Origin of the sequence: Ramlibacter sp. PS4R-6 (assembly GCF_037572775.1) — a bacterium.
Taxonomy (GTDB): Bacteria; Pseudomonadota; Gammaproteobacteria; order Burkholderiales; family Burkholderiaceae_C; genus Ramlibacter.
On record NZ_JBBHKA010000001.1, the window covers coordinates 1,234,362 to 1,250,811 of the forward strand.

A 16,450-nucleotide genomic window follows, 5' to 3' on the forward strand; every position below is an offset into this window, starting at 1 on the left:
GCACGGCAGTTTACGGCTGCTGCAACCTCTTCCAAACAGACCGGGCGCGTTCGGCCATCTCCGGCGGCGCGGGCGGCAGCGGCAGGCGGCAGTCGCCGACGTCCATGTCCAGCGCGCGCAGCATGGCCTTCACCGACATCGAGAACACGCTGGCGTCGCTGTTGCTGAACTCGAACGACTCCTGCAGCTGCGCCTGGATGCGCATGGCCTGCTGCAGGGCGCCGCGCTCGAGCGCGGCGAACATGCGCTGGAACCAGGGCCCGGTCCAGTGCGTATTGGTGCCGACGAGGCCGACGGCGCCGACGGCCGCGAGCGGCAAGGTGTACGCATCGTCACCCGAGTAAAGGTCGAAGTGCTCGCCCGCCTGCGCGACGAGCGCGGCCGCCGCGGGCGGGTCGCCCGTCGCGTCCTTGAACGCGACGATGTTCGGTACTTCCCGGAACAGGCGCACCAGCACCTCGCGCGCGATGCGGCGCCCGGTGCGGGTGGGCACGTCGTACAGCATCACCGGGAGGTCCGTGGCCGCGGCGGCGGCGCGGTAGTGCGCCTCGATGCCGGCCTGCGGCGGGCGGTTGTAATAGGGCGACACCAGCATCACGCCAGCTGCGCCCCAGGACTTCGCGGCGCGCGTGAGGGCGACCGTGTGCGCCGTGTCGTAGGTGCCCGTGCCCGCGATCACCGGAACCGTCACGGCTTCGCTCACGGCGCGCACGAGATCGGCGCGCTCGGCGTCGGAAAGCGTGGGTGCTTCGCCGGTCGTCGCCGCCAGCACCAGGCCGTCACTGCCGCGTTCGGCCAGCCATCGCGCCAGCCGGCGCGCCGCGTCGAGGTCCAGGCGCGACTCGCGGTCGAAGGGCGTGACCATCGCCGTCAGCACGCGCCCCCAGCGGCGCGGCCGGCGAATGGCCGGTTCGCCGCTCACCGGGAGGCCCGGTAGGGCTCATCCTCCGCGACGAATTTTTTTTCGAGCAGTGCGTCGTCGATCCAGGCCTTCACGCCCGGCAGCGCGATGACGCGCCGCACGTAGTCGGTGATGTGGCCCGGCACCGGCAGCGCGTAGTTCTTGATGCGCATGCACACCGGCGCGAAGAAGGCGTCGGCGATGCTGAACTCGCCGAACAGCATGGGGCCCTTGTTCTGCTCCAGCAGCTCGGTCCACATCTGCACGATGCGCTGCACGTCGGCCCGCACGCCGGGCTTGTCGCGCCAGACCACGGCGCCGGCTTCGTGCAGCGACGCTTCGACGTTCATCGGACAGGCGCCGCGCAGGGCGGAGAAGCCCGAGTGCATCTCGCAGCAGACGCTGCGTGCGCGTGCGCGCTTCTTCGCGTCCTGCGGCCACAGCTGCTTTTCCGGGAACTTCTCCGCGACGTACTCCGCGATGGCAAGCGAATCCCACACGACGAAGTTGCCGTCGACCAGCGCCGGCACGCGGCCGGCGGGGTTGACCTTGAGGATGGCCTGCTTGAAGTCGGAGTTCGGGTCGTTGAAGGTGTCGAACTCGACCAGGTGTTCCTGGAACGGGATGCCGGCCTGCTTGAGCAGAACCCCCGCGCGCATGGACCAGGACGAGTAGTTCTTGTTGCTGATGTAGAGCTGGAGCATGGCTGCCCTCCGGTTTGGGATGCGAGGATGCTAGCCAGCCGTCGCGCGCGGATTGATGCAAAAAAACCGCGCGATTGATGCCGCGCGAACCTAGGGTAGTTCCGTATTCGACGGCGGCTGCGCCGCGTCCCGCGGGCCCACGATGCCCAGCCGCGCCTTCAGCGACTGCGGCTGCCCGGTGAGGATGGCCGCATACATCGTGGTGTTGGCCAGCACCTTCTTCACGTAGTCGCGCGTCTCCGAGAAGGGCACGTTCTCGGCCCACGCGGCCGCCTCCACCGCCGAGCCGTTGCGCCACGCGCGCGGGCGGCTCGGGCCCGCGTTGTAGGCCGCTGCGGCGAGCGGCATGGAGCCGCCGAAGTCGTCCAGCACGAGCTTGAGGTAGCCCGTGCCGATCGCGATGTTGGTGTCGCGGTCCGTCAGCTGGTCGACCGTGAAGTTGTTCAAGCCGATCTTGCGCGCCGTCCAGCGCGCGGTGGCCGGCATCACCTGCATCAGGCCCGAAGCCCCGACGTTCGAGCGCGCGTCCATGACGAAGCGGCTTTCCTGGCGGATCAGGCCGTACACGTACGCCGGGTCCAGCGCGATCTCCTGCGCGCGCTTGACCACCGCGTCGCGGAACGGCATGGGGAAGCGCTGGTCGACGTCGATCTCGCCCTTGGTGCGCTCGCTCGTGTTGATGCAGCGGTCCCAAACCTCCTTGTCGCACGCGAACTGGGCCGCGGCGAGCAGGCCGCGGTCGGTCAGGCCGCCGGCGGTGTGCAGGTTGGTCGTGTAGTTCCACTCGCGCACGCCCTCCGGCCGGATGCCGAGTGCGATCGCGTAGACCGCGCGGTTCAAGCCCGCGTTCAGGCGCGCGGCTTCCTTTTCATCCGGCGTGAGCGGGGTGGGCTTGATCGGGACGACCACCTTCTGCCCCAGCTCTTCCAGCGCCAGCATCTCGTAGAAGCCGCGCACGGATGCGATCGATTGCAGCAGCTTCGTGGCCTCCAGCTTGCGGTCGTCGCCGCCGCGCGCCAGCAGCGCACGCGCCTTCCAGTAGACCCAGGTGGGTTCGGCGCGCGCCTCCTCGCTCATCGCGTTGATCGTGTCGTGCACCAGCTGCCACTGCGGGCCCTTGGGCCAGCGCAACGCGGCGCGCACCTTCCACGCCAGCATGTCGTCGGTGAGGTCGCGGTCGCGCGAGGCCTTCGCGAAGTAATCCAGTGCATCGTTCGACAGGCGCTGCGCCGCCTGCTTGCCGATCACGCCCCACAGCCAGTTGCGCTCCTCGGGCGCCAGCTGAGGGCCCCATTTCGAATCGAGCTGGTTGGCGGCGTTCTCGAGGTCGGTCGACGACAGCTTGATCAGCGCCAGCGAGATCATCTCCTTGCGCGCCTTGCGCAGCACCGTGATGCGGCTGGTGAGGAAGCGCGTCGGCGTGGCGTTGAGCTCGTTGAACAGCGGCAGCGCATCGGGCGCGGCCATCAGCACGGCCTGCTGCGCGGCGCGCGGGCGGTTGGCCTCCAGCGCCAGGCGTGCGCGGTGCCAGACGTCGTCGCCCTTGAGCACCTGCGCGGCCGCCAGCGCGCAGCCGTCGTCGGCCTCGCGCTGCGCGTACCAGAGCTTGCGCACCTCGTCGGCGATCGCCTGCGTGCCGCCTTCCTTCGACGCCTTCACGAAGAGCGCGTAGCAGCGCACCTCGCGGTCGTCGTTCATGCGGTACTTGGGGTACTCGGCCTCGAAGGCCGCCCAGTCGCGCCGCTGGCCCAGGAGCAGCAGCCAGTCGTTGCGCAGGCGGTCCTCCTGGTAGGTTCCGGCGTACTTCGTGAAAAAGTCCTGCACTTCCTGCGGCTGCGCGGTGTCCAGGCGCACGCGCAGCTCCCAGTACGCCACCCATGGCTCGAGCGCATGGCCCTGCGCCTGCGGCAGCAATTGCGCCAGGCGCACGCGGTTGCGCTGGTTCCACGCCTGGTAGGCGTCGAGGACGGCCGCCTCGCCCTTCGGGGCCTGCGCCCCGGCGCCCCCGACGAGCAAAGAGGCGATCAGTGCCAAAATCCTTGCGAACATCACCGTCTCATTATGGACAAGTCGGAACAGAAGAAGGCCTTGCGCAAGCAGCTCGTCGCCGAGCGGCAGGCGTGGGGCGGGCGCCTGGCGGCCTGCGACCAGCTCCAGCAGGTGATGCGCATCTGGCTGGTGGGCCGCAAGGACACCGCCATCGGCGCCTACTGGCCGATCAAGGGCGAGTTCGACCCGCTGCCCGCCTTGCACCGCTGGAAGGAAGACGGCGAGCTGCTGGACGAACCGCAATTGCGCCGCATCGGCCTGCCGGTCGTCGACAAGCTGCATGGGACCCTGAAGTTCCACGCCTGGTTCCCCGGCTGCCCGATGGAAGAGGACGCGTACCGCATCCCGAAGCCGAAAGACACGGAAGTCATCCATCCCACGCTGCTGTTCGTCCCCTGCGTGGGCTACGGGCCGGGTGGCTACCGCCTGGGCTACGGCGGCGGCTTCTACGACAAGACGCTCGCCCAGCTGCGGCCCAAGCCGTTCACCGTGGGCCTGGGCTTCACGAACGGCTTCGTCGACGACTTCGAGCCCGAGCCGCACGACGAACCGCTCGATGCGATCCTGAACGAGAACGGCGTGGTGTGGCCGATCTAGGCTGCTGACAGCGCGGTTTTGATGGCGGGGGTATGCTCCGCCCCTCTTTCGCCGTCCCCATGTCCCTGTACCGCCTCATCGGCGGCTTCCTGCGCCGCCACTGGACCTCGTATGCCTCGTCGGGCCTGATGCTCGCGGGCATCGCGTGCCTGATCGTGTGGATCCCGCGCCAGATCGGGCACCTGGTCGATGGTCTCGCCGCGCACACGCTGGGCACCGACGAACTGCTGTTCGAGCTCTCGAAGCTCGTGGGCGCGGGCGTCATCGTGTACTTCCTGCGCGTGGGCTGGCGCCTGAAGCTATTTGCCGCGGCCTACCAACTGGGCGTGGAGCTGCGCCAGCGCCTGTACGCGCGCCTGTCGCTGCAAGGGCCGCACTTCTTCCAGAAGCAGCGCACCGGCGACCTGATGGCGCTGGCCACCAACGACATCGACGCGGTGGAGATGGCAGCCGGCGAGGCGATGCTGGCCGGCTTCGACGGCTCGCTCACGCTGGTGCTGGTGGTGGCGATGATGGCGCTGGGCGTCGACGCGCGGCTAGCCGCCTTCGCGCTGCTGCCGTTCCCTTTCATGGCGTGGAGCTTCTGGTGGATCTCGCGCCACGTGCACGCCTCGTGGCGCCTGTCGCTCGACAGCTTCGGTTCGCTCAACGACCACGTGCAGGAGACGCTGTCGGGCGTGCGCACCGTGCGCGCGCTGGGGCTGATGCCGCGCACGCAGGCGCAGTTCTCCAAGCTCGCCACGGCGGCAGCCGACGCGAGCTTCGACGCGCAGCGCTGGGAAGCGTCGTACGAGCCGGCGGTGGGCTTCACGCTCAGCGCCGCCATGGTGCTCACGCTGGGCGTGGGCGGCTGGCTGGTGTGGCACAACGAATTGACGGTGGGCCAGCTCACGAGCTTCTCGCTGTACCTCGGGCAATTGATCTGGCCGATGTTCGCGGCGGGCTGGGTGCTGTCGCTGCTCGAGCGCGGCAAGGCCGCCTGGGCGCGCCTGCAGCCGGTGCTGGATGCGCCGCTGTCCATCGACGACCACGGCACGATTCCCCGCGTCGCGCCCGGCCCCATCGCCGCGCGCGAGCTGCATTTCAGCTACCCGGGGCAGCAGAAGGCCGCGCTGGCGGGCGTCGCGTTCGACCTGCCGGCGGGCCGCACGCTGGGCTTGGTCGGCCCGACGGGCGCAGGCAAGTCCACGCTGGTCAAGCTGGTGCTGCGCCACTACGCGCCGCAGGCCGGCACGCTGCAATGGAACGGCGTCGACCTGCAGGACTACACATTGGCCGCGCTGCGCGGCGCCATCGCGTGGGTGCCGCAGGAGGCCTTCCTCTTCTCGGCAACGGTCGCGGACAACATCGCGCTGGCCAGGCCCGGCGCGTCGCGCGAGGACATCGAGAAGGCCGCGCGGCTGGCGGCCGTGCACGAGGACATCCTGCGCCTGCCCAGTGGCTACGAGACGCCGGTGGGCGAGCGGGGCGTCACGCTCTCGGGCGGCCAGCGCCAGCGCGTGGCCATCGCGCGGGCGCTGCTCGCGGATGCGCCGCTGCTGCTGCTCGACGACGCCCTGTCCGCCGTCGACACCGACACCGAGGCGCGCATCCTCGCGCACCTGCGCGAAACGCGCGTGGGCCGCACGGTGGTCATCGTGAGCCACCGCCTGAGCGCCGTCGCCGATGCGGACCACACGCTGGTGCTGCACGGCGGCCACCTCGTCGAACAGGGCGACCACGCAGCGCTGCTGGCCCAGGGCGGCTGGTACGCGCGGCAGTGGCGCTACCAGCAATTGCAGGCGAGCCTCGATGCCAGCTGAATCGATTTCGACCCCCGGCCTGCCCAGCGCACCGAAGGACCGCCGCCGCACGCTGGGCGATGCTGCGACGCTGTTGCTGCGCGCGGCCGAGCCGGACCGCACGCACCTGGTCCACGGCATCTTCTGGCTGCTCGTCGCCGCGGGCCTGGAAGCGCTGGGCCCGCTGATCGGCAAGACCTTCATCGACCGCTTCCTGCTGCCGCACGACGCGAACATCCCGGCGATCGCGGGCCTGTTGCTCGGCGCGCTGGTTGCGGGCGCGGTGGCGAGCTGGCTGCGCTACCTGCAGCTCACGCGGCTCGCGGGCCTGGCGATGCGCTCCGTGCAGCGTATCCGCGAGGACGTGTACGGCCATGTGCTGCGCCTGCCCATGAGCTTCTTCGACAAGGCCATCATCGGGCAGATCGTCAGCCGGGTGACGAACGACACCGAGGCGGTGAAGACGCTCTACGTGCAGGTGCTGTTCGTGATGCTGGACAGCGTGATCGTGCTGACCGGCGCGCTGATCGCGATGGTGTGGCTCGATTGGCGCCTGATGCTGATCGTCGCCACGCTGGTGCCGGCGGTGATCCTGATCGTCGCGGGCTACCAGAAGCTGTCGGCCCCCGCGGTGACGCGCTCGCGCGAGCTGCGCAGCGAGCTCAACGCGCAGATGGCCGAATCGATCGGCGGCATGCCGGTGCTGCAGGCAAGCAACGCCGGCCAGCGTTTCGGCGAGCGCTTCGCGGCGGTCAACGAAGGCCACTACCAGTCGCGCCAGCGCGAGCTGCGCGCCAACGCGTGGCTGCTGCGGCCGGTGCTGGACCTGCTGAACGTGATCCTGCTGGCCACCGTGATCGGCGTGTTCGGCTACCGCGGCCAGTCGGCGGCGATGACGGCGCTGGAGGTGGGCGTGCTCTACGCCTTCATCAATTACATCGCCCGCGTGGTGGAGCCGCTGATCCAGATCACCATGCAGTTCTCGCAATTGCAGCAGGCGATGGTGGGCGCGGCGCGCGTGCATGCGCTGTTGAAGGAAGCGGAGACGCCGGTGGCCGCCGAGCACGGCCGCGTGACCGAAGGCGCCATCGCCATCGAGCACCTGACCTTCGCCTACAACCCCGGCCACCCGGTGCTGCACGACCTGGACCTGCGCATCGCGCCCGGCAGCTTCCACGGCATCGTCGGCCATACCGGCAGCGGCAAGAGCACGCTGATGTCGCTGCTGCTGCGCTTCTACCCGGCGCCGGCGGGCAGCATCCGCATCGACGGCACGCCCATTGCCGACATCGGCGAGGACCACTTCCGCGACGCCATCGGGCTGGTGCCGCAGGACCCGTTCCTGCTGGCGGCCAGCGCGCGCGAGAACATCGCGATGGGGCGCAACATCAGCGACGCCGAAGTCGAGGCCGCCGCGCGCGCCGCGCATGCGCACGGCTTCATCGGGCAGCTCGAGCGCGGCTACGACACGCCGCTGGGCGAGGGCGGTGCGCGCCTGTCGGTGGGGCAGAAGCAGCTGGTGGCCATTGCCCGCGCACTGGCCGGACAGCCGCGCATCCTGTTCCTCGACGAAGCGACGTCGCACATCGATTCCGAAACCGAGCAGATCGTGCAGCGCGCACTCAACGAATTGCGCGGCAAGGTCACCATCGTCGCCATCGCGCACCGCCTGTCCACGATCCGCGACGCCGACCGCATCGTGGTGCTGAACCACGGCCGCATCGCCGAGATGGGGACGCACGGCGAACTGATGGCGGTGGACGGCGGCCTGTACCAGCGCCTGTACCTGCTGCAGCAGCTGGAAGAGGAAGACGAGACCGGCGCGGCCTAGTCGAGCATGTCCACCGTGTCCGGGTCGGGCACCTCGCCGATGGACTTGCGCGTGAGCTTGCTTTGCACCATGAGCCAGTCGCAGAAGCCCTTGATCTCCGGGCGGTTGCCGCTGCGCGGGCCGATCACCAGCCAGTAGGCCATCGGCGAATCCATGCGGTGCGAAGGCAGCGGTTCGACCAGGTCGCCGTTGGCCAGCGACTCGGCCACCATCGGCAGGCGTGCCAGCACAACGCCCTGGCCGGTGAGCGCCGCCTGCACCATCTGGTAGGCGTAGTTGAAATAGAGCCAGCGCTTGGGCTGCAGCTTGGTCAGGCCGTTCTCGTCGAACCAGCGCCGCCACGTGAGCCACTCCAGGTGCGTGGAATGCGCATCGCCGGCTTCGATCAAGGTGAAGTTGGCCAGGTCCGTCGGCTTCTTCAGCGACGCGCCCTTGAGCAGCCAGGGGCTGGCCACGGGCGTGAGCTGTTCGCCGAACAGGCGGATGGCGTGCGGCGGCATCGTGGCCATGGGGCCGTAGCGCAACGCCAGGTCGACGTCGGCCACTTCCAGGTCCAGCGTGTTGTCCGAGGCGTCGATGCGAATGTCGATGTCCGGGTGGTCGCGCTGGAACTGCTCCAGCCGCGGGATCAGCCACATCGACGCGAACGACGCGAAGGTGGTGAGCGCGACGGCGCGCCGGCCGGCGCTCTGGCGAATCTGGCGCACCGCGCTGTCGATGCGCGGCAGCGAGCTCGTCACCGCCAGCAGCAGTTGCGCGCCGGCGCTGGTCAGTTCCACCGCGCGCGTGTGGCGCAGGAAGAGCGGCACGCCCACTTCTTCCTCCAGCGCCTGGATCTGGCGGCTGACGGCCGATTGCGTGAGCGCCATCTCTTCGGAGGCGGCGCGGAAATTGAGATGGCGGGCGACGGCCTCGAAGGCGCGCAGGTAGCCGGCCGAGATCGGCCGGGTCCTCAGGTGCGTTTGCGAGTACTGCATGCGTGCTGTCAGGGTGTCCGTTCTTGTCAGCAGGATGCCAGGGATTGATGCGGATAGCGAATCAATAGCGTACCGGGATTTCATTGGACTGCCAAGGGAGCAGCGACGATCATTCAATGCCGAAACGTCACTGACCCCGATCCAAGGAGAACCCCATGGCGATGCCGCAAGTCTCTGCTCTCACCCCCCGCTGCGCCGAGCCCGCGCTGCCCGGCACGTGGAAGCTCGCACCCGGCCGCGCGATCACGCTGGAGCCGCGCGAGGCCGGGGTTTTCAAGGTCGCCCACGGGCAGCTGTGGGCCACGTTCGACGGCCCGCATGCCGGCCGCCTGGACGAATCCGGCGACTTCTTCCTCGGCGCCGGCCAGACCATGCGCCTGCAGCCGGGCCAGCGCCTCGTCGTCGAAGCGTGGAACGAAGGCTGCCCCGCGTATTTCAGCTGGGACCCGGTCGTCGTCCCCGTGCACCGCATGCAATGGGCCGACATCGTGCAGCCGCTGTCCGACCTGCGCCTGGCGCTGGTCTTCGGCGGGCACGCGGTGGCGCGCCTGTTCACCGGTGTCGGCCAGATCGGCTGGCAGTCGCTGTTCGGGCCGCGCATTTCCGCCGAAGAGCGGGTTTGCACGCGCCACGGCGTGGGAGCGTAAATAATCGGGCCCCATGGCCCGTCCCAAGTCTTCGCAACACGAGCTGCGCCGCGACGAGATCCTCGACGTCGCGGCGCAGTGCTTTGCGGACAAGAGTTACCACGCCGCCAGCATGAACGACATCGCCGCGGCCTGCGGCACGTCGAAGGCGCGGCTGTACCACTACTACGAGAGCAAGGAAGCGATCCTGTACGACCTGCTGGACCGCTATACGCAGCGCCTGCTCGCGGTGATCGGCCAGGTCGAGGCGACGGCGCAGCGGCGCAACCTCGACGACCGCGCGGCCCTGCATGAACTGGTGCGCTCGTTCCTCGAGGAGTACGAGCACTCCGCCACCCGCCATGCCGCGCTGCTGCACGACACCAAGTTCCTGGGCGACACGCAGCGCGACGCCATCCTCGACCGCCAGCGCGACGTCGTCGCGGCCGTGACGCGCTTCCTGCGCCGCGCCTATCCCCAGCGCGTGACGGCGGCCAACCAGACGCCGGCCACGATGATGCTGTTCGGCATGATCAACTGGACCTTCACCTGGCTGCGCCCGGGCGGTGCCATGAGCTATTCGCAGTTCGCCGAGGAGGTCATCGCCATGCTGGAGAAGGGCCTGGCCGCGTGACCGACCTTCACGTGGTGGTGATGGGCGTGGCCGGCTGCGGCAAATCGGAAGCGGGGCAGCGCATCGCGCAGGCGCTGCAACTGCCGCTGGTCGAAGGCGATGCCTTCCATCCGCCTTCGAACATCGCCAAGATGCGCGCCGGCACGCCGCTTGCCGACGAGGACCGCGCCGGCTGGCTCGATGCGCTGGCGCGCGAACTCGCCGCGCAGCCCCAAGGTGCAGTCCTCACCTGCTCGGCGCTCAAGCGCGCCTACCGTGAGAGGCTGCGGGCGGCCGTGCCTGCGTTGAAGTTCGTCCACCTGGCCTTGCCGGTCGAAGAAGCCCAGCGCCGCGTCGCGTCACGGCCGGGCCACTTCATGCCGCCGAGCCTGGTGGCGAGCCAGTTCGCGGCACTAGAGGACCCGGCTGGCGAACCCGGAGTCGTCACGGTCGATGCGACCCGGCCGCTGGAAGACGTGGCCGCACAGGCCGTCGCCGGACTGCTCAGATTCAACAATCCGTAATCGATTACGTTTAGGTAAAATCGGCGTTTTACGGAGACGCGCGTGTCCAAAGCCTTCGCCAGCCAGGCCGACCTGGCCGACAAGAAGATCACCTTCGAGCAACTGAGCGCCCACTGCTGGGCGTACACCGCCGAGGGCGACCCCAATTCGGGCGTGATCATCGGCGAGAAGTTCATCATGGTGAGCGACGCCACCGCCACGCCGGCCATGGCGCGCGACCTGATCGCGCGCATCCGCGAGGTCAGCGACAAGCCGATCAAGTACGTGCTGCTCACGCACTACCACGCCGTGCGCGTGCTGGGCGCCAGCGCCTACTTCGACGAGGGCGCGACCGAAGTGATCGCGAGCCAGGGCACCTACGAGCTGATCGTCGAGCGCGGCAAGGAAGACATGCAGTCGGAGATGGAGCGCTTCCCGCGCCTGTTCCGCAACGCCGAGTCCATCCCCGGCCTGACCTGGCCGACGCTGGTCGTCGACGGCAAACTCACCGTCGACCTCGGCGGGGTGAAGGTCCAGATCTGGCACCCGGGCGCCGGCCACACGCGCGGCGACACCATCGCGTGGGTCGAGGAGGAGAAGGTGCTGTTCTCCGGCGACCTGGTCGAATACGAAGCGGGCGTCTACACCGGCGACGCGCACCTGGAGGAATGGCCCGCCACGCTGGAGGCGCTGCGCGCCTTGCGCGCCGAGGCGATCGTGCCCGGCCGCGGCGAAGCGATGAAGGGCAATTCCGCGGTGAACAAGGCGCTCGACTACACCAAGCGCTGGGTCGAGACGCTGTTCACCGCTGCCAAGGAAGCCGCCGCGAAAGGCATGGACCTGAAGGCCGCCATGGCGCACACGCGCAAGTCCATGGACCCGGTGTTCGGCCACGTCTTCATCTACGAGCACTGCCTGCCCTTCGACGTGAGCCGTGCCTACGACGAAGCGCGCGGGATCAAGAACCCGCGCATCTGGACGGCCGAAAGGGACCAGGAGATGTGGGCCTCGCTGCAAGCATGAGCTTGTAGGCGCTGTCCGACTCTGCCGTCGTCCGCGCGACGACAGCAAGGTTGGGGTGCGCCACTTAAGCTGCCTCTCGCACCACCCGAGAGGAGCCACCATGTCCCAGACCCCCCGCATCCTGCAGCAGCAGCCGGAGCGCGAGAGCGACCGCGAGCAGCAGCAGTCCGGCTCGACCGAGTTCCAGGGCGACAAGCCGCAGGGCCGCCAGCAGCAGATGGGCGAAGGCAGCTACGAGGGCACGCGCGACTACAACCAGCGCACCGAGGAATTCCTGAAGACGCACGACGTCGAGAAGGAAGCCGAGGCCGCCAAGCCGAAGTCCGAGCAGGAAGCGCGCGACATGGAGCAGGCCGAGGAAGAGGGCAAGTCCCACTCCAAGGGCGAGAAGTAGGCCCCGTTCGGGCCATCGCGCGCGGCATGGCCCGCGGCGGATAATCCGCCGCATGCAATCCATCGACGTCGTCATCATGGCGGCCGGCATGGGCACGCGGATGAAGAGCCGCAAGCCCAAGGTCCTGCACCGCCTCGCCGGCCGGCCCCTGCTCGCGCACGTGATCACCACCGTCGACGCGCTCGACGCGCGCAGCGTGGTCGTCGTCACCGGCAGCGGCGCGGACCAGGTCGAAGCGGCCGTGGCCCAATGGCCGCACAAGGCCCGCACCGCGTTCGTGCGCCAGGAGCCGCAACTGGGAACCGGCCATGCGGTGCAGACGGCCGCGCCGAAAATCCCCGACGACGGCATCGCGCTCATCCTCAATGGCGACGTCCCGCTGATCGCGCCGGCCACCTTGCGAACCCTCGTGCAGGCCTGCGGCGGCGACCAGCTCGCGCTGCTGTCGATCGAGATGGCCGACCCCACCGGCTACGGCCGCATCGTGCGCGAAGGCGACGCCGTGGTCGGCATCGTCGAGCACAAGGACGCGAGCGCGAAGCAGCGCGAGATCCGCGAGGTCTACACGGGCTTCATGGCGGTCCCGACGAAACGCCTGAAGCCGTGGCTCGCGCGCCTGAAGAACGACAACGCACAGGGCGAGTACTACCTGACCGACGTCGTGGCGCTGGCCGTGCAGGAGGGCGCGCCGGTCGTCGCGGTGAAGGCCCCGAACCAGATGGAGGTGGATGGCGTGAACAGCCCGATCCAGCTAGCCGCGCTCGAGCGCACGCACCAGCGGCGCGAAGCCGAGCGCCTGATGGAAGCCGGCGTGCGCATCGCCGACCCGGCCCGCTTCGACGTGCGCGGCACGCTGGCCTGCGGCCAGGACGTGGAGATTGACGTCAACTGCGTCTTCGAAGGCCGGGTGACGCTGGGCGACGGCGTACGCATCGGCGCCAACTGCGTGATCGCGAACGCGACCATCGCGGCCGGCGCGGTGATCCATCCCTTCACGCACATCGACGGCGAGAAGGCGGGCGTGACCGTGGGCGAGGGCGCGCTGGTCGGCCCCTTCGCGCGCCTGCGCCCCGGCGCGCAGCTCGGCGCGGAGGTTCATATCGGCAACTTCGTCGAGGTGAAGAACTCGACGCTGGCCAAGGGTGCCAAGGCCAACCACCTCGCGTACCTGGGCGACGCCAGCGTGGGCGAGCGCGTGAACTACGGCGCGGGTTCCATCACGGCCAACTACGACGGCGCCAACAAGCACAGGACGGTGATCGAAGCCGACGTGCACGTGGGCAGCAACTGCGTGCTGGTGGCGCCGGTGGTGGTCGGCGCCGGCGGCACCGTCGGCGCGGGCTCGGTGATCACCAAGGATACGCCGCAGGGCGCGCTGTCCATCGCGCGCGGCAAGCAGGTGTCGCTCGCCAACTGGCAGCGGCCGAAGAAGGTCGAGAAGAAGTAGTCAGCGCGCCGGTCGCGGCATCGCGATGCGCGGCTCGAACTTCGCACGCTTCACGGAAAAGAACGCCTTGACGTTGCGCACGTTCGCATCGCTCGTGAACAGGCGCTGCGCCAGCTGCAGGTAGCCGGGCATGTCGCGGGTGTGGACGATGAGCACGAAGTCGGGGCCGGGCGACACGCGGTAGCACTGTTGCACCGCGTCGTCGCCGACCACGCGCGCCTCGAACGCTTGCAGTTCCTCGTCGCCCTGGCGCTCCAGCGTGATCTCGACGACCGCCTGCAGCCCGTGGCCCAGCACCGGGGCGAGCTTGTCCGGGTCCAGGAGGGCGACCTCGCGCGCGATCAGGCCGGCGTCGCGCAGGCGCTTCACGCGCCGCAGGCAAGTGGGCGGCGAGATGTGGACCTTGGCCGCCAGCATCTGGTTGGTCAGGGACGAATCGGCTTGGAGCTGGTCCAGAAGAGCCATGTCGATGCTGTCCAAGTCTTCCATATACTGATATTAGTCGGAATAAAATTCCTTGTCATCTCATACATGGAATAATGTTTCTTGAAATCCAGATAATAGAAGCCACATTTCGCGCTTAGGCTCCTACATTGCCTCGACCGCAGCAAACGTTCGGAGTTTTCCCATGTGTGGCATCGTCGGCGCCGTCTCCACGCGCAACATCGTTCCCGTCCTCGTCCAGGGCCTGCAGAGGCTCGAATACCGCGGCTACGACTCGTGCGGCGTGGCGGTCTACGCCGACGGCCTGAAGCGCGCGCGCAGCACCGATCGCGTCGCGACGCTCCTGAAGCAGGTGGAAGACGAGCACATCGAGGGCATGACCGGCATCGCGCACACGCGCTGGGCCACGCACGGTGCGCCGGCCGTGCACAACGCGCACCCGCACTTCAGCCACGGGCCCGGCGACGGCGCCAACAAGCGCGCGGGCCGCATCGCGCTCGTGCACAACGGCATCATCGAGAACCACTCGGAGCTGCGCGCGTCGCTGCAAAAGCGCGGCTACGGCTTCGACAGCCAGACCGACACCGAGGTGATCTGCCACCTGGTCGACAGCCTGTACGAAGGCGACCTGTTCGAAGCGGTGAAGGCGGCGACGAAGCAATTGCACGGCGCCTACGCGATCGCCGTCTTCTGCAAGGACGAACCGCACCGCGTGGTGGGCGCGCGCGCCGGCTCGCCGCTGGTGCTGGGCGTGGGCAAGGACAATGCCGAGAACTTCCTGGCCAGCGACGCGATGGCGCTGGCCGGCGTGACCGACCAGATCGTCTACCTGGAAGAAGGCGACGTGGTCGACGTGCAGCTGGGCAAGTACTGGGTGGTCGGCGCCGACCACAAGCCGACCACGCGTCCCGTGAAGACGGTGGTCGCGCACAGCGGCGCGGCCGAACTGGGCCCCTACCGCCACTACATGCAGAAGGAAATCTTCGAGCAGCCGCGCGCGGTGGCCGACACGCTCGAAGGCGTGCAGGGCATCACGCCGGAGCTCTTCGGCGACGGCGCGCACCGCGTGTTCAAGGAAGTCGAGCAGGTGCTGATCCTCGCGTGCGGGACCAGCTACTACGCGGGTTGCGCGGCGAAGTATTGGCTCGAGGGCATCGCGAAGATTCCCACGCAGGTCGAGATCGCCAGCGAGTACCGCTACCGCGACACCGTGCCGCACCCCGGCACGCTGGTCGTCACCATCACGCAGTCCGGCGAGACGGCCGACACGCTCGCCGCGTTGCGCCATGCGCAGTCGCTGGGCATGAACAAGACGCTCACCGTGTGCAACGTCGCCACCTCGGCGATGGTGCGCGAGTGCAAGCTGGCCTACATCACGCGCGCCGGCGTGGAGATCGGCGTCGCGTCGACGAAGGCGTTCACGACACAGCTCGCCGGCCTGTTCCTGCTCACGCTCGCGCTCGCCCAGGTCAAGGGGCGCCTGACGGAGGAACAGGAGGCCGGGCACCTCAAGGCCATGCGCCACCTGCCGTCGGCGCTGGCGGCCGTGCTGGCGCTGGAGCCGCAGGTCATCGGCTGGGCCGAGCAGTTCGCGGACAAGGAGCATGCGCTGTTTCTCGGCCGCGGCCTGCACTACCCGATCGCGCTCGAAGGTGCGCTCAAGCTCAAGGAGATCACCTACATCCACGCCGAGGCCTACTCGGCGGGCGAGCTCAAGCACGGCCCGCTCGCGCTGGTCACGAGCGAGATGCCGGTGGTGACGGTGGCGCCGAACGACGCGCTGCTGGAAAAGCTCAAGAGCAACATGCAGGAAGTGCGCGCGCGCGGCGGGGTGCTGTACGTGCTGGCGGATGCCGATTCGAAGATCGAGTCCGAGGAAGGCATCCACGTGATCCGCATGCCGGAGCACTACGGGCCGCTCAGCCCGATGCTGCACGTGGTTCCGCTGCAGTTGCTGGCGTATCACACGGCGTGTGCGCGCGGCACGGACGTCGACAAGCCACGCAACCTGGCCAAGAGCGTCACGGTCGAGTAATCACGCGCTCCGACTCGCCGAGTCGGTGTTCTCCGACAACGTCCTCCCCGCTGAAGACGTTTGATGGAGTGTCACCACTCGGGAGAAACCGACATGAGAGCCACAGCCATCTTCGCCGCCGCCGCGCTGGCGTTCGGCACCGCCGCCCTGGCGCAACAGGCCGACAAGACGTCGCGCACGGAGAATTCCGCCAGCGCCGACACGATCCGGCCCGCCGACGACGCGCAGCGCACCAAGAGCGCCGTGAAGAACCTCGGCCAGAAGACGCGCAACGCCATGCACCGCGCGGGCGACAAGATCCGCCACGTCGCGAAGAACGACAAGCACCCCGACAAGCACGCCCGTGCCGAGCGCCACCACCGCGACGACACGCGCGCGATGGGCGCGCCGGGCCGCGACACGCGCGACAACGACATGACTCGCCGCCAGCGCATGGACGCCGCGTACGAGAACTGGAAGTCGCGCCAGAAAAACGGCTAAGCCGCGCGCCACGGCTGGGCAGCCAAATTGACATCGCCTCGCGCG

The 16,450-nt window shown here is 68.8% G+C and carries 16 protein-coding genes; 11 read left to right on the plus strand and 5 right to left on the minus strand.

What is annotated here, in order from left to right; translation table 11 throughout:
• Window positions 1-10 precede the first annotated feature (10 nt).
• The 3 genes from dapA to WG903_RS06110 form a co-directional block, all read right to left on the minus strand.
• Window positions 11-922 (minus strand): 4-hydroxy-tetrahydrodipicolinate synthase, encoded by a 912-nt coding sequence (gene dapA / locus WG903_RS06100; RefSeq protein WP_340073346.1) that lies wholly within the window; start codon window positions 920-922, stop codon window positions 11-13.
• Window positions 919-1,605, minus strand: coding sequence for a glutathione S-transferase family protein (locus WG903_RS06105; protein WP_340073347.1), 687 nt, complete (start codon window positions 1,603-1,605; stop codon window positions 919-921). Before WG903_RS06105 ends, dapA begins: the two co-directional genes overlap by 4 nt.
• Before the next feature lie 90 nt (window positions 1,606-1,695).
• Window positions 1,696-3,654 carry a lytic transglycosylase domain-containing protein gene (locus tag WG903_RS06110; protein ID WP_340073349.1) on the minus strand — a complete coding sequence of 653 codons (1,959 nt, stop codon included), beginning with the start codon at window positions 3,652-3,654 and terminating at the stop codon, window positions 1,696-1,698.
• A gap of 12 nt (window positions 3,655-3,666) precedes the next feature.
• Here WG903_RS06110 and WG903_RS06115 point away from each other — a divergent pair, with 12 nt between their 5' ends.
• From WG903_RS06115 to WG903_RS06125, 3 genes are read left to right on the plus strand one after another with little or no spacing between them, the layout of a single operon-like run.
• Complete coding sequence (locus WG903_RS06115) at window positions 3,667-4,251, plus strand: 5-formyltetrahydrofolate cyclo-ligase (RefSeq protein WP_340073350.1); 585 nt, start codon at window positions 3,667-3,669, stop codon at window positions 4,249-4,251.
• Window positions 4,252-4,310: 59 nt separating this feature from the next.
• Window positions 4,311-6,053 carry an ABC transporter ATP-binding protein gene (locus WG903_RS06120; protein ID WP_340073352.1) on the plus strand — a complete coding sequence of 581 codons (1,743 nt, stop codon included), beginning with the start codon at window positions 4,311-4,313 and terminating at the stop codon, window positions 6,051-6,053.
• Entirely contained in the window at window positions 6,043-7,863 is a 1,821-nt protein-coding gene (locus WG903_RS06125; protein WP_340073353.1) for an ABC transporter ATP-binding protein, read from the plus strand. Before WG903_RS06120 ends, WG903_RS06125 begins: the two co-directional genes overlap by 11 nt.
• Here the strand turns inward: WG903_RS06125 and WG903_RS06130 are convergent.
• On the minus strand, window positions 7,860-8,840 hold the full coding sequence (locus WG903_RS06130; RefSeq protein ID WP_340073354.1) for a LysR substrate-binding domain-containing protein: 981 nt from the start codon (window positions 8,838-8,840) through the stop codon (window positions 7,860-7,862). The genes WG903_RS06125 and WG903_RS06130 overlap by 4 nt on opposite strands.
• A gap of 155 nt (window positions 8,841-8,995) precedes the next feature.
• On the opposite strand from WG903_RS06130, the gene WG903_RS06135 reads away from it, so the two are divergent.
• From WG903_RS06135 to glmU, 6 genes are all read left to right on the plus strand, one after another.
• Complete coding sequence (locus tag WG903_RS06135; RefSeq protein WP_340073355.1) at window positions 8,996-9,487, plus strand: DUF2917 domain-containing protein; 492 nt, start codon at window positions 8,996-8,998, stop codon at window positions 9,485-9,487.
• Window positions 9,488-9,500: 13 nt separating this feature from the next.
• Window positions 9,501-10,100 carry a TetR/AcrR family transcriptional regulator gene (locus WG903_RS06140; RefSeq protein WP_340073357.1) on the plus strand — a complete coding sequence of 200 codons (600 nt, stop codon included), beginning with the start codon at window positions 9,501-9,503 and terminating at the stop codon, window positions 10,098-10,100.
• 20 nt (window positions 10,101-10,120) lie between these two features.
• On the plus strand, window positions 10,121-10,603 hold the full coding sequence (locus WG903_RS06145; RefSeq protein ID WP_340078202.1) for a gluconokinase: 483 nt from the start codon (window positions 10,121-10,123) through the stop codon (window positions 10,601-10,603).
• A gap of 42 nt (window positions 10,604-10,645) precedes the next feature.
• The gene (locus WG903_RS06150) at window positions 10,646-11,605 is read left to right on the plus strand and encodes an MBL fold metallo-hydrolase (protein WP_340073358.1); all 960 of its coding nucleotides are present in this window, start codon (window positions 10,646-10,648) and stop codon (window positions 11,603-11,605) included.
• 100 nt (window positions 11,606-11,705) lie between these two features.
• On the plus strand, window positions 11,706-11,999 hold the full coding sequence (locus WG903_RS06155) for a hypothetical protein (RefSeq protein WP_340073359.1): 294 nt from the start codon (window positions 11,706-11,708) through the stop codon (window positions 11,997-11,999).
• 52 nt (window positions 12,000-12,051) lie between these two features.
• Entirely contained in the window at window positions 12,052-13,446 is a 1,395-nt protein-coding gene (gene glmU, locus WG903_RS06160) for a bifunctional UDP-N-acetylglucosamine diphosphorylase/glucosamine-1-phosphate N-acetyltransferase GlmU (RefSeq protein ID WP_340073360.1), read from the plus strand.
• Here the strand turns inward: glmU and WG903_RS06165 are convergent, their stop codons facing one another.
• Window positions 13,447-13,935, minus strand: coding sequence for an Lrp/AsnC family transcriptional regulator (locus WG903_RS06165; RefSeq protein ID WP_340073361.1), 489 nt, complete (start codon window positions 13,933-13,935; stop codon window positions 13,447-13,449). It abuts the gene before it with no gap.
• Between the two features lie 139 nt (window positions 13,936-14,074).
• Here WG903_RS06165 and glmS point away from each other — a divergent pair, with 139 nt between their 5' ends.
• Window positions 14,075-15,925, plus strand: coding sequence for a glutamine--fructose-6-phosphate transaminase (isomerizing) (gene glmS, locus WG903_RS06170; protein WP_340073362.1), 1,851 nt, complete (start codon window positions 14,075-14,077; stop codon window positions 15,923-15,925).
• Window positions 15,926-16,018: 93 nt separating this feature from the next.
• Window positions 16,019-16,405, plus strand: a complete 387-nt coding sequence (locus WG903_RS06175) for a hypothetical protein (protein ID WP_340073363.1) — start codon at window positions 16,019-16,021, stop codon at window positions 16,403-16,405.
• The last annotated feature ends 45 nt before the right edge of the window (window positions 16,406-16,450 follow it).